The organism is Bacteroides sp. MSSM.1001136sp1_RTP21357st2_D2_RTP21359_211015 (genome assembly GCF_040913205.1).
GTDB classification, from domain to species: domain Bacteria; phylum Bacteroidota; class Bacteroidia; order Bacteroidales; family Bacteroidaceae; genus Bacteroides; species Bacteroides ovatus.
Window position 1 is genome coordinate 1 of the sequence record NZ_JBDFVF010000048.1, and the last position, 13,500, is coordinate 13,500.

At 42.7% G+C, this 13,500-nt stretch carries 12 protein-coding genes; 5 read left to right on the plus strand and 7 right to left on the minus strand.

Going from position 1 to position 13,500, the window contains the following annotated elements:
- Positions 1-309, minus strand: a 309-nt coding sequence (locus AB5217_RS22625) for a PL29 family lyase N-terminal domain-containing protein (protein ID WP_368117385.1), incomplete at its 3' end; no start/stop codon positions are given.
- Positions 310-454: 145 nt separating this feature from the next.
- Positions 455-3,295 carry a DEAD/DEAH box helicase gene (locus tag AB5217_RS22630; protein WP_032842856.1) on the minus strand — a complete coding sequence of 947 codons (2,841 nt, stop codon included), beginning with the start codon at positions 3,293-3,295 and terminating at the stop codon, positions 455-457.
- A 53-nt stretch (positions 3,296-3,348) separates the two neighbouring features.
- Between AB5217_RS22630 and mnmA the strand changes: the two genes are divergently transcribed.
- Entirely contained in the window at positions 3,349-4,506 is a 1,158-nt protein-coding gene (gene mnmA / locus AB5217_RS22635; RefSeq protein WP_004308010.1) for a tRNA 2-thiouridine(34) synthase MnmA, read from the plus strand.
- Positions 4,507-4,686: 180 nt separating this feature from the next.
- On the opposite strand, the gene AB5217_RS22640 is transcribed toward mnmA, so the two are convergent.
- Positions 4,687-6,213, minus strand: coding sequence for a GH3 auxin-responsive promoter family protein (locus tag AB5217_RS22640; RefSeq protein WP_004307444.1), 1,527 nt, complete (start codon positions 6,211-6,213; stop codon positions 4,687-4,689).
- A gap of 137 nt (positions 6,214-6,350) precedes the next feature.
- On the opposite strand from AB5217_RS22640, the gene AB5217_RS22645 reads away from it, so the two are divergent.
- On the plus strand, positions 6,351-7,361 hold the full coding sequence (locus tag AB5217_RS22645) for an ATP-dependent 6-phosphofructokinase (RefSeq protein WP_004307443.1): 1,011 nt from the start codon (positions 6,351-6,353) through the stop codon (positions 7,359-7,361).
- On the opposite strand, the gene rnc is transcribed toward AB5217_RS22645, so the two are convergent.
- The 3 genes from rnc to AB5217_RS22660 are packed head-to-tail and all read right to left on the minus strand — an operon-like array spanning position 7,303 to position 9,847.
- Positions 7,303-8,367 (minus strand): ribonuclease III, encoded by a 1,065-nt coding sequence (gene rnc / locus AB5217_RS22650; protein WP_004324322.1) that lies wholly within the window; start codon positions 8,365-8,367, stop codon positions 7,303-7,305. The two genes, AB5217_RS22645 and rnc, sit on opposite strands and share 59 nt — an antisense overlap.
- On the minus strand, positions 8,333-9,595 hold the full coding sequence (fabF, locus tag AB5217_RS22655; protein ID WP_004307441.1) for a beta-ketoacyl-ACP synthase II: 1,263 nt from the start codon (positions 9,593-9,595) through the stop codon (positions 8,333-8,335). The genes rnc and fabF overlap by 35 nt, the downstream gene beginning before the upstream one ends.
- Before the next feature lie 15 nt (positions 9,596-9,610).
- Complete coding sequence (locus AB5217_RS22660) at positions 9,611-9,847, minus strand: acyl carrier protein (RefSeq protein WP_004291965.1); 237 nt, start codon at positions 9,845-9,847, stop codon at positions 9,611-9,613.
- A 98-nt stretch (positions 9,848-9,945) separates the two neighbouring features.
- Here AB5217_RS22660 and purN point away from each other — a divergent pair, with 98 nt between their 5' ends.
- On the plus strand, positions 9,946-10,572 hold the full coding sequence (purN, locus tag AB5217_RS22665; protein WP_004324324.1) for a phosphoribosylglycinamide formyltransferase: 627 nt from the start codon (positions 9,946-9,948) through the stop codon (positions 10,570-10,572).
- Positions 10,573-10,678: 106 nt separating this feature from the next.
- Here the strand turns inward: purN and pdxB are convergent, their stop codons facing one another.
- Positions 10,679-11,719 carry a 4-phosphoerythronate dehydrogenase PdxB gene (pdxB, locus tag AB5217_RS22670; protein ID WP_004308015.1) on the minus strand — a complete coding sequence of 347 codons (1,041 nt, stop codon included), beginning with the start codon at positions 11,717-11,719 and terminating at the stop codon, positions 10,679-10,681.
- Between the two features lie 117 nt (positions 11,720-11,836).
- Here pdxB and AB5217_RS22675 point away from each other — a divergent pair, with 117 nt between their 5' ends.
- Together AB5217_RS22675 and AB5217_RS22680 are read left to right on the plus strand one after the other, a co-directional pair.
- A complete protein-coding gene (locus AB5217_RS22675) occupies positions 11,837-12,442 on the plus strand; it encodes a DUF4254 domain-containing protein (protein WP_004324325.1) in 606 nt (201 codons plus the stop codon).
- A 3-nt stretch (positions 12,443-12,445) separates the two neighbouring features.
- Positions 12,446-13,477 carry a glycosyltransferase family 9 protein gene (locus AB5217_RS22680; protein ID WP_004307437.1) on the plus strand — a complete coding sequence of 344 codons (1,032 nt, stop codon included), beginning with the start codon at positions 12,446-12,448 and terminating at the stop codon, positions 13,475-13,477.
- The last annotated feature ends 23 nt before the right edge of the window (positions 13,478-13,500 follow it).

Genomic DNA, 13,500 nt, shown 5'->3' on the forward strand with positions numbered 1-13,500 from the left:
GGATAAAGTGGGGACTAGCGCATTAACGTTTTCTCCACTCATGACGGTGATACTTTTTCCGTCACTTAATTCTACAGTATAGCCATTTTCGATAGGTGTGATACCCACGATGACCGGATCATTTAATAAATACTGTAAACTTTCGATAGAAGTGTTCAGTTGATTAGCTGTTTCTTCCAATACTTGGACGCGATTTTTTAGCGAATCAATTTCAGAACGCAGGTCATCCGTTTCTTGGCAAGATTGCAGAACGAATAGCATGCTGCAAATACCAAATAGTAATAGGTAGGTAATGCTCCTGTTTTTCATACGTTTATTATTTCGGGTTATTTATAATTTTCACAATGGCAAAGATAACCGGATAAAATAAGAGTATATGGATAAAAAAATTCAGGAATACGATGAAATAATACATTTTACACGTCTCTGTGATAGATTGCGACTTTATGTATTATTAGAGCAGGTCTACCCATTGCTCGTTGCTTAATATAGGTAATGGCTCACTATCGGTAACAAATGTTTCCGCTAGTTTTCGTTTCTCATCTTGTAGGTGAAGAATCTTTTCTTCGATACTGTTTTGGGTAATGAAGCGGTAAGCAATTACTTGCTTGTCCTGCCCGATACGATGGGCGCGGGCGATCGCCTGCGATTCGGCGGCAGGATTCCACCAGGGGTCTATGATAAATACATAGTCGGCTTGAGTCAGATTAAGTCCCACGCCTCCTGCTTTTAGTGAAATCAGGAATGCCTGGACGTCTTTTTGATCGGTGAAATAGGCGATTTCGGAAGGACGGTTGTTGGTCGATCCTGTTAATAAGGCATATTTCCAACCCCGTTCGTGGAAAGCTTCGGCGAGCACCTCCAGATGTCTGACGAATGAGGAGAAAATTAAAACTTTGTGGCCTTCGCTCTGTAGCGTATCGAATGTTTCGATTATCTGTGCCGTTTTTCCGGATGTTCCGGTATAGTCGGGAAGGATAAGTTGCGGGTGGCAAGATAGTTGTCGTAAACGTAAGATGCCATTTAATACACTAAACGAATGAAGCCTGTCGGTACTTTGAGGATGCTGAAGAAGGATGTTGCGCAGGCTGTTTTTCTCCTGTTCGTAACAAGTATTCTGCTCTTCAGTCATGTCGCAGTAGATGGTCTCTTCGGTAAGTGCCGGAAGTTCCGGAGCTACCTCTTTCTTGCTTCTACGGAGGATAAATGGGGCTGTCAGTTGTTGCAATAATACTTTTGCACGGGCATTCCCCTGACGAATCGGCATTATAAACTGCTTTTGGAAAGCATTTTCCGTACCCAGTAAGTCTGGTTGTATAAAGTGAAATTGAGCCCACAGGTCCTTTAATGAGTTTTCGATGGGAGTGCCAGTAAGTACAAGCCGGTGTTTACTTTGTAGTCGAATGGCTGACCGGAAGGTGAGCGATTCGCTATTTTTGATATTCTGGCTTTCATCGAGCACGATGTATTCGAAACGGTATGAACAGAGTATATCAATGTTATTCCTCATCATGCCATACGTCGTAAAGATCAAGTGAAAATGACCGAAGAATTTTTCCGGTTGTTCCTTGTCTATAGCCATGGTGTTGTTGTATTCCGCCATCGAGAGTGCTGTAAAGCGTTTGGCTTCCCGTCGCCAGTTATGAAGTAGCGATGTGGGGACAACGATCAGGGTAGCCGGTTGTCTGGGGGTAGATGGTTTATATATATACTGTAATAGAGTAAGAGTTTGGAGTGTCTTACCAAGCCCCATGTCATCTGCCAGGCATCCGCCAAATCCTTGTTTATGCAAATGTACCATCCATGAGAATCCTTTCTGCTGATAGGGACGTAACGTTGCTTTGAGGTTTTTGGGTACGGCAATATTTTGTATCTGTTGCTTCACCGGAAATTTCTTTAATTCCTCTTCACCTAAGGCGGTCTGTGCGGCACCTACAAATGTATGTTTCAAGCGGATTCCTTTTTCCGTTTGAATTCCCATCTCTAGTAAATTCGCATATTTGCTGAACCATTCCTCTGGCAGGAGAATCATGCGGCCATCAGGTAACAGATATTCTCTCTTTTCCTCCAGGATATGTTTGCGGAAGCGTGAAAAAGGAATACGCAGATTGCCGATAACAACGGTGATGTGCAATTCAAACCAGTCGACCTCATCGTCACAACTTTGCTCGATGCGTATCTCGTCCAGGCAATAAGGTGTGTTTCCCATATTGCTGGTGAGATGGAAGGACTGCTGCAACATCTCCCGATGGCTGTTGATCCATTCGACGATCGTTTTCTCCGGAGCTTCAGGGGATAGGCTGAAATGTGTATTATTGAGTTGTTGCAGGCCTGCATCCGTTAAGAGCTGAACGACTTGTTCTTCAGCAGTAATGTTCCGGCGAAAAAAGAAGATTTCACCGGATGTTTTCCGATAAATGATTTTTTTCATTTCAAGGGCACTATCCGATGTAAATGTCTGATCTCCATAACGGAAACCAAGCTGCAATGCTTGTCCGTTGTACGTGGTATCTTCGAATGAGAGAATTGCTTCACAGGGGCATTTCTCTTCCATTATACTCAAACCGTGAGTCTCGATTTCATGATAACGAGCAATCGGGATAACAATGTTATCTATGTATTTTTCAATTTGGGAAGCGTCTACGCTGATCGATCTTTTCTTTGTAAAAGGTAAGATGCGTGCGCTTTCAATGTGCGGAAAGAAATATAGCTCCATTCCCAATAATAGCGTGGCTGGTGCGGATGTCAGTACAACCACAGGTTTCAACTCACTTAAAGAGAATGGCTGTCCTTCATAATAGCACTGCAACTGATAACGAAACGTTTTATTGTCAACATGAAACGTTACACGAATTTCTGCATTATGAGGATTTATGTGATAGGCATGATGGGCGTATAGTATTTTACTGCCGGCTTGTTTCTGATAAAAAGGCAGTCCGTTGTCCCGTATCAGTATCAGCATTTCCAACAGTTTCTTTTCGATAGATGGACGGATATCATTCTTTATTCGTTCCGGATCTTCGGATAATTTATGTAAAAAACGCGATACTGTTTTTTCGCGGGAGTAGACACTCATTAGATGCTTCTCTGTATAATAAGAGGCGATATGAATAGCTTGTCTTTCTGCCTCACTCATCTTGCTCATAGCTTCGGGAGAGGCGTGAAATGCTTGTTCTACCAATTGCAAGGTACCATCGTCCAGCTTTTCCGCAATATAGGGAATCAGCAATATGCCGAGTATCGGATGCTCTGTGAAAACGATTATAACTTGTCCGTTAGTTGGTCTCTCTTTCATTCTCTTTTAGACTTTAACAAACAAAGATACGGGAAAATACTTAATTTTGCAGCATGATGGAGGAAAACAAACGAGTATTGCTTGGAATGAGTGGCGGTACAGATAGTTCTGTTGCTGCTATGCGATTGCTGGAAGCCGGTTATGAAGTGATCGGAGTAACCTTCCGTTTTTATGAATTGAATGGCTCGACAGAGTATCTGGAAGATGCCCGTAATCTGGCAGAACGTTTAGGAATACGGCATATAACATACGATGCCCGTGAAATATTCAGTAAACAGATTATTGAATATTTTGTGCAGGAGTATCTGGCAGGACGGACTCCAGTCCCTTGTATATTGTGCAATAATTACCTGAAATGGCCTCTGCTTGCTAAAATTGCCGATGAAATGGGCGTTTTCTACATCGCTACCGGGCATTATGCACAGAATATACAACTAAATAATACCTTTTATATAACATACGCTGCCGACTCGGATAAGGATCAAACCTTCTTTCTATGGGGATTGAAACAAGATATTCTTTGCAGGATGTTGTTGCCGATGGGGGATATTACGAAAGTGGAAGCTCGTGTCTGGGCTGCGGAACATGGGTTCCGGAAGGTGGCAACTAAAAAGGATAGTATAGGCGTTTGTTTTTGCCCAATGGACTATCGAACTTTTCTGAAAAACTGGTTGGCTCAAAATAATGAGGCATTGGCAGAAGAAGAGCAGATGATGGGGGAGAATCAAGCATTGGTTGGAGATTGGCAAGTATTGGTTGGAAGCAATCAGGCAGGACTCAATAAAGTGAAACGAGGAAGGTTTGTCGATGAAAAGGGAGATTTTATTGCCTGGCATGAGGGTTATCCTTTTTATACCATTGGACAGAGACGTGGCTTGGGCATTCATTTGAACCGTCCCGTATTTGTGAAAGAGATTAATCCTGAAAAGAACGAAGTAGTATTAGCTTCTCTTTCAGCTCTGGAGAAAACAGAAATGTGGTTGAAAGACTGGAATCTTGTCAATCAGGAGCGTACTTTAGGGCATTCTGACATCATTGTGAAAATACGGTATCGCAAACAGGAAAACCATGCTACGATTACCATTACACCAGATCATCTACTGCATGTGCAACTTCATGAGCCTTTAACCGCCATTGCTCCGGGACAAGCTGCTGCATTCTATAAAGATGGCTTATTATTGGGAGGAGGGATAATAGTCAACGCCCGGTAATTAGCCGACATAATTTAGGCACGGATTACACGGATAAACACGGAAAGAGAATAAACTTTATCCATGTAATTCGCATAATCCGTGCCTGGAAGAAATTGGAGAGGTGCTTCGAAACGCTCTCCTTGTACAAGCAATCTCTGTAATAAGGATAACTTGTGTCGGTTATGTCTTGGTTTTTGGTTATTCTTCCGAAGGAATACTGTCATTCAGCGCTAACATTGTTTCTATATATTCGCGCGTATTGCTTAATCTGGGGACTTTGTGTTGTCCTCCCAGCTTTCCTTTCTGTGCCAGCCAATCATGGAATAATCCCTCACGGGCAACGATCACTTCCAATGGTTGCAAAGCTATGTCTTTCCATCGTTTCGCCTCATAATCGGAGTTAACCTCCTTCAGTGTGGCATCAAGTATCGCTGCAAATTTTTCTACTGAATCCGGCATCTTAGCGAACTCTATTAACCACTGGTGCCGGCATTTGGCATTCTCATCCATAAACACAGGTGCCGCGGTGTATTCACTAACTTGTGCTCCGGTTTCGGCACAAGCCTTTGCCAATCCTTTTTCAGCGTTATCGACAATCAGTTCTTCGCCAAATGCGTTGATGAAATGCTTTGTTCTTCCTGTGATGACAAACTTATAGGGATTCTTGCTGGTAAACTTCACTGTATCCCCAATCATGTATCTCCATAAGCCGCAAGAAGTAGAAATAACCATTGCATAGTTCTTGTTGAGCTCGACTTCTTCAAGGCAATAAGCTCGTGGACTCTCTTTTCCTACTTCCTCCAGCGGAACAAATTCGTAGAAGATTCCGTAGTCGATCATTAATAACATGGCAGGATCGGAGAGGTCGTTTTGAGTTCCAAAATATCCTTCCGAAGCATTATAAGTCTCTACATAATGCATCTTCGGTGTTTGAATCACCTGCTTGTATTGCTCACGATAAGGAGTGAAAGCGACTCCACCGTGGAAGAAAACTTCCAGGTTGGGCCATACTTCTTCCAAAGCCTGTTTTCCTGTCTTTTCAAGAACACGTTTGATAAGTACCAGCATCCACGACGGTACGCCGGACAAGCTTGTCACATTTACCGGAATAGTGCTGTTGGCGATTGCTTCTATTTTGGTCTCCCATTCGCTCATCAATGCAATTTTCTTGCTGGGTACACGAATGAAATTGATAAGCGGATTCACATTCTGAATCAGAATAGCGGATAAATCTCCTACTAAACTATGGTTGGAGTTGAGGTTCGGACTATGGCTACCCCCGAGAATCAGTCCCTTGCCGGAGAAAAAATGGCTATCCGGATTGATGCGGAAATAAAGAGCTGCCGCATCTTTTCCTCCTCTGTAATGAATGTCTTCCAGTGCCTCTTTGCTGACGGGAAGGAATTTACTTTTATCATTAGTCGTTCCGGAGGATTTTGCAAACCAGCGTATCTCCGATGGCCAAAGCAGATTCTGTTCCCCGGCTCGCAAACGTTCTACATAAGGTTTGATTTCTTCGTATGTTTGGATAGGAACACGTTTTCGGAAATCTTCATAGTTACGGATAGAGGAGTAATCGTACTTTCTTCCCCATTCAGTCTGAGCGGCCTGGTGTATTAAGCGACTTAACACACGATGCTGTATCTCACTAGCCTGACTAGCATATAGGTCTATCTGTTTTAAACGGGAATCGAAAGTCTTACTAATAATTTTTGTAATATTCATTTCTGCTTTAACATAATAATGTTTAGTCGTGCAAAAGTAACTTATTTATCTTTTTTTTCTATCTTTACGACGGAAATAATCGTTAAAAATTGACGACTTTCATAGAATACCCGAGTTTTAGACTAAAAAATGCGACAATGAGAATTGGAATCTTAACATCCGGCGGGGACTGTCCCGGTATCAATGCCACCATTCGTGGCGTGTGCAAAACTGCCATCAATTATTATGGGATGGAAGTGATAGGCATTCACAGCGGTTTTCAGGGCTTGCTGACCAAAGATGTCGAATCTATTACAGACAAGTCGCTTTCCGGTCTGCTGAATTTGGGTGGAACGATGCTAGGAACCTCTCGCGAGAAGCCTTTCAAAAAAGGAGGCGTTGTCTCGGATGTTGACAAACCGTCTTTAATTCTTCAGAATATTCATGAAATTGGACTGGATTGTGTCGTTTGTATCGGTGGAAATGGAACGCAGAAGACTGCAGCCAAGTTTGCTGCAATGGGAGTTAACATCGTATCTGTTCCTAAAACCATTGATAATGATATTTGGGGCACGGACATCTCTTTTGGCTTCGACTCGGCGGTAAGTATTGCTACTGATGCCATCGACCGTCTACATTCCACCGCAAGCTCTCACAAAAGAGTGATGGTGATTGAAGTGATGGGGCATAAAGCCGGTTGGATTGCTTTGTATTCCGGTATGGCAGGAGGAGGGGATGTGATTCTTGTCCCCGAAATCGCTTATGACATTAAGAATATCGGCAATACGATTTTGGAAAGATTAAAGAAAGGCAAACCCTATTCTATTGTAGTGGTAGCGGAAGGTATTCAGACCGATGGGCGTAAACGTGCTGCTGAATATATCGCGCAGGAAATTGAATATGAAACCGGTATAGAAACCCGCGAAACAGTTTTGGGGTATATCCAGCGTGGTGGTTCGCCTACTCCTTTCGACCGCAATCTTTCTACCCGCATGGGCGGGCATGCAACGGAATTGATAGCCAATGGCCAATTCGGGCGTATGGTGACCTTAAAAGGAGACGATATAGCATCTATTCCTCTTGAAGAAGTTGCAGGAAAACTGAAATTAGTTACTGAAGATCACGATTTGGTGATTCAGGGTCGTCGCATGGGGATTTGCTTTGGTTAGTTGCCGGAGCTTCTGTGCCCTGCACTGTGGAAATCTCATCGACGAGGATGTTTTCTTCTGAAACATTTTCCGGTTCTATCTCGGGATTTGCATTCAGTTCGGTTTCGAGTTCATTCTCAAGCCCGGTTGCCAATTCAATCTCAGAATCAGTTGCAAATTCAACTTCCATTTCTGTTTCCATTTCAGTTGCAGTTGCCGAATGTTGTATTTTAATCTCTTCGATGGTTGACATAAATGTCGGTTCCTTTACCTTCTTTATAGCCATCTGGGCGGCATTCTGTTGAGACTCCTTCTTGGAATACCCCGTACCTGTTCCTGCCGGAAGTCCTTCAATGCGTACTTCAGTTTGGAATACAGGGTTGCTGTCATGGTCGAGAAACTGCTCGATTAATTCAAAGGAAACCTCCATTTTGTTCTTTTGGCTCCATTCGATAAGTTTGGATTTGAAGTTAACCTCTTTTCGGGATATTTTATCTAGATCGATATAACGGTTGATAATCCGTTGTTCCATAAACTGTTTGCAACGTTCATATCCCTGATCCAGATAAATAGCTCCGATAAACGCTTCAAAAGCATTTCCGTACATGTAGCTGTTGTGAGAAGAAGAGCGGGTAGAATACTTGATGAGCTTATCCAGGCCGATTTCAACGGCCAACTTGTTCAACGTCTCCCGTTGTACAATCTTGGAACGTGTATTGGTCAGGAAACCTTCCCGTTTCCCTTCGAAACGTTTGTAGACAATATCTCCCACGATGGCGTCGAGGATGGCGTCACCTAAAAACTCCAGCCGTTCATTGTTGAGAGGACGTCCCTTGTCGGAGCGGACAGAAGTCGATTTGTGCAGGAGAGCCTGCTCATAAAGCTGGATATTGCGCGGGTAGAACCCGAGTATCCGGTAAAAACAAAGATAAGACTCTCTATCCTTGCGGAACAGGAGCCTTATCTTATCTATTTCGTTACGTAACACGATATTACTCTGCGTATTTCTTGAAGATAACGCACGCATTGTGACCACCAAATCCAAATGTATTGGACAAGGCAACATTAACTTCGCGTTTCTGTGCTTTATTGAACGTGAAATTAAGGTTGTAGTCGATGTTCTCGTCGTCGTCACCTTCTTCGTGGTTGATAGTCGGAGGAACAATGCCGTTCTTAATGGCAAGGATGCTTGCAATAGATTCTACCGCACCGGCAGCTCCCAGCAAGTGACCTGTCATTGATTTGGTTGAACTGATGTTCAACTCGAACGCATGATCACCGAATACTTCCTTGATTGCTTTTGCTTCTGAAATATCACCAACCGGAGTAGATGTACCGTGTACATTGATATAGTCTACTTCTTTCGGATCCATTTCCGCATCTTCCAGTGCATTCATCATCACCAGTTTCGCTCCCAGACCTTCCGGATGAGAAGCAGTCAAGTGATGTGCATCTGCAGACATACCTACACCGGCAACTTCTGCATAGATTTTTGCACCACGAGCTTTAGCGTGTTCCAGTTCTTCCAGGATCAAGCAACCGCCACCTTCGCCCATAACGAAACCATCGCGGCTTGCGCTAAACGGACGTGAAGCTTTAGAAGCTTCGTCGTTGCGTGTTGACAAGGCGTGCATAGCGTTGAAACCGCCTACACCTGCCGGGAAGATTGCTGCTTCGGAACCACCGGATACAATTACATTTGCTTTACCCAAACGAATCAGGTTGAAGGCATCTGCAATAGCGTTGGTTGAAGTAGCACATGCTGAACAAGTCGCGTAGTTAGGACCATGGAAACCATACATGATAGAAATCTGTCCGGCTGCAATATCCGAAATCATCTTTGGAATGAAGAACGGATTAAACTTCGGACCCATTTCCTGACGAGTGTAGTAGTTGCCTACCTCTTCTTCAAATGTATGTATACCACCAATACCGGCGCCGAAAATAACACCGATTTTGTTCAAGTCTTCTTTCTCGACGTCAAGACCGGAATCACTCACCGCTTCTTTAGCAACAGCGATGGCATATTGAGTATACAGGTCCATCTTTCTTGCTTCTTTGCGGTCTATGTATTTCGTTGCATCGAAGTCTTTCACTTCGCATGCGAATTGGGTCTTGAATAACGACGCATCAAAATGAGTAATAGGCCCTGCTCCACTAACCCCGTTCACAATGTTTTCCCAAAATTCGGGAACGCTGTTGCCAACGGGAGTAATGGCGCCAAGGCCTGTTACTACCACTCTTTTTAATTCCATATTGATGAAATCGAATTACTTAGCGTGTTCTTCGATATAAGATACAGCATCACCTACAGTACCAATCTTTTCTGCTTGGTCATCAGGAATAGAGATACCGAATTCTTTTTCGAATTCCATGATAAGTTCTACAGTGTCAAGAGAATCTGCTCCCAGGTCGTTAGTGAAGCTTGCTTCGTTAGTAACTTCTGATTCTTCTACGCCTAATTTATCAACGATAATCGCTTTTACTCTTGATGCAATTTCAGACATAACTTTAAGTTTTTAATTAATAATTAGTTTTATTTCTTTAAATTTGCGGTGCAAAGGAATGAATATTTATCGTTTTGCGCAAATATTTGACTAAATAAATGCAATGTTTTGCACATTTTTCACTGTTTTGTGCATCGAATTTGAGAGTTATGAAGAAAAACATCGCAATTTTCGCTTCCGGTTCCGGTTCAAATGCCGAGAATATTATCCGGTATTTCCAAAAAAACGATTCCGTTCAGGTTTCGTTGGTGCTTTCTAATAAAAGTGACGCCTATGTTTTGGAACGTGCGCATCGCTTGGGAGTGCCTTCTAACGTGTTTCCAAAGGAGGATTGGATAGCCGGAGATGAAATTTTGGCTATTTTGCAGGAGTACCGCATTGATTTTGTCGTGTTGGCCGGCTTCTTAGTTCGCGTGCCGGATTTGCTTTTGCATGCTTATCCCGATAAAATTATAAATATACATCCTGCTCTTCTGCCGAAGTACGGAGGCAAAGGAATGTATGGTGACCGGGTACATGAAGCGGTAGTGGCTGCCGGTGAGAAAGAAAGCGGCATTACTATACATTATATAAATGAGCATTACGACGAAGGAAATACGATTTTTCAAGCTACTTGCCCTGTTCTTTCGACTGATTCTCCGGATGATGTAGCTAAGAAGGTGCATGCTTTGGAATATGAACACTTCCCTCAAATCATAGAACAAGTACTAAATAATAAGAATTAAGTATCAGGTATTAAGTATTACGTCGTACAGATAATCCTTTGACAGAATTTTATTAAATTTTTCGGTCAATGCGATTAATGTTTGATACTTACTTGAAACTTAATACCTAATACTTAATAATGTATGCTTTCTCTTCTCTCCGCAAAGGATAATCTCCGCGTAGGGTTTCGAATAGCTCCGGTTGATTTTTTAGCCGGTTGCTGTCTTCGGTTGGATTATACATTTGGAGGACTGCTTCTTCGTGGTTTTTTGCATGAATAATGGGGGAGACAGGTGCGGGTGCGTTAATTTCATAATCCCCTTTTATTTGGAAAAATTTGCAGATGGCATCCAATGACATACGTGTGGCGTTTGCTTTTCCATCTGCAGAGTAACCTGCAATGTGAGGAGTTCCGATAAATGTCTTTTCCAATAGATCACGGTTGATTTCCGGTTCATGCTCCCATACGTCGATGATGGCATCCGAAATCATCTGGCTGTTCAAGGCTTTTAAAAGAGCATCAGTCTGGATGACTTCTCCTCGTGAGGTATTGATGATAACAGGCTTCCGTTTGAGTGACTGAAAGAAAACTTCATCCGCCAAGTGGAACGTTTTATACTTTCCTTCCTTATATAAAGGTACGTGAAAAGTGATGATGTCACACTCTTCCGCTATTTTCTCCAGTGAAGAGAATCGTTCTGCACCTTCTTTTTCTTCCCGTGGCAAATCATTCAATAAAACACGCATGCCAAAATCCTGGGCAACTTTAGCTACCTTACTCCCGACATTTCCTACTCCTATGATTCCAATCGTCAGTTCATTCAGTCTTTTATTCCTGACGGACTTCCATACAAGAAGCGATGACTGTATATATTGGGCGACAGAAGCCGAATTACATCCCGGTGCATTCGTCCATTCGATACCGGCCTGTTTGCAATACTCCGTATCAATATGGTCGAAACCTATGGTTGCCGTCGCTATGAATTTCACTCGACTACCTTCCAATAAATCCCGGTTGCAATGTGTGCGGGTACGGACAATAAGTGCGTCCGCATCCCGTACGAGCTCCGGAGTGAAATCTTTCCCCGGTGCATAAACTACCTCATCGGCTATTCTCTGCACCGCTTCTTTTATATAAGGTATTTTATTGTCGATAATAATTTTCATATACAATTCATCTTTTATACCCACAAAGGTAACAAATAAAAAAGTAAGAAACGGTTGCTTGTCTGAAAAATATTACATAGATTTGCCCTATTATATATCTATTAGCTAGTTAAGATTATGACATTTAGTAACCTTTGCAACGAGATTTTTTGGAAATCGACAACAGATTACCATGTAACGGATAGTGTGGATGCTCCGATGAACAATCCTTACGAGTTGAAAACTATTGAGTATTATTTATATCTAAAGAACTGGATTGATGCTGTGCAATGGCATTTTGAGGATATTATCCGTGACCCGCAGATTGATCCGGTAGAAGCATTGGCCTTGAAAAGAAGAATTGATAAATCAAATCAGGACCGTACAGACCTGGTGGAATTAATTGATAGCTACTTTTTAGACAAATACAAAGAGGTAAAACCTCTCTCTGACGCAACGATCAATACGGAAAGCCCTGCATGGGCAATTGACCGCTTGTCAATTCTTGCATTGAAAATTTACCACATGCAGCAGGAGGTGGAACGTACGGACACTACCGAGGAACACCGTGCTCAATGCCAGACTAAGTTGAATATCCTGCTGGAACAACGCAAAGACCTTTCTACAGCTATTGAACAGCTGTTGGCTGATATCGAAGCCGGAAGAAAATATATGAAAGTATATAAACAGATGAAGATGTATAATGACCCGGCATTAAATCCGGTGCTTTATGCGAAAAAATAACGAATGGCGCGTATTCTCATTATTCGTTTTTCAGCTCTTGGCGATGTAGCCATGACAATCCCGGTAATACATTCGCTGGCTGTGCAATACCCGCAGCATGAAATAACAGTGTTAAGTCGTGCTGTATGGCAGCCACTCTTTCAGGGGTTGCCTGCCAATGTGGGTTTTGTCGGAGCTGATTTAACAGGCAAGCACAAGGGGCTTTGGGGCTTGAATAGCCTTTATTCGGAATTGAAAGCAATGCATTTTGATTACATTGCTGATTTTCATCATGTACTTCGTTCTAAGTATTTATGTTTGCGATTCCGTCTTGCCAATAAACCGGTAGCTTCCATTTGTAAAGGAAGGGCAGGCAAAAAGAAGCTGGTTCGCCGTCATGATAAGGTGATGGAAAATCAGAAGAGTTCTTTTCGTCGTTATGCCGATGTACTTGAGAAGCTAGGTTTACCGGTACTATTAAATTTCTCTTCTATTTATGGCGAAGGAAAAGGAAACTTTGCGGAAATAGAACCAGTCACAGGGCCTAAAGAAGATCAAAAGTGGATTGGTATAGCTCCTTTTGCCAAACATGCAGGTAAGATTTATCCGTTAGAACTGCAGGAGCAAGTTATAGCACATTTTGCTGCCAATCCCAAAGTAAAGGTTTTCCTCTTTGGAGGCGGTAAAAGCGAGCAGGACGTATTTGATGCATGGATTGCTAAATATCCTTCTGTCGTTTCAATGATCGGTAAACTGAATATGCGTACCGAACTGAATCTGATGAGCCATCTGGACGTGATGCTTTCAATGGATTCTGCCAATATGCATTTGGCATCCCTGGTCAATATTCCGGTTGTCTCTATTTGGGGAGCCACCCATCCTTATGCCGGTTTTATGGGCTGGAAACAATTGCCGGTCAATACCGTGCAACTCGATTTGTCATGCCGTCCCTGTTCTGTATATGGTCAGAAGCCTTGCTGGCGAGGTGATTATGCCTGTTTGAGGGATATAAAGCCGGAGCAGGTCATTGCGAAAATAGAAGGGCTTGTAGATTAATCCTTGCTGAAGTTCAAATTAGC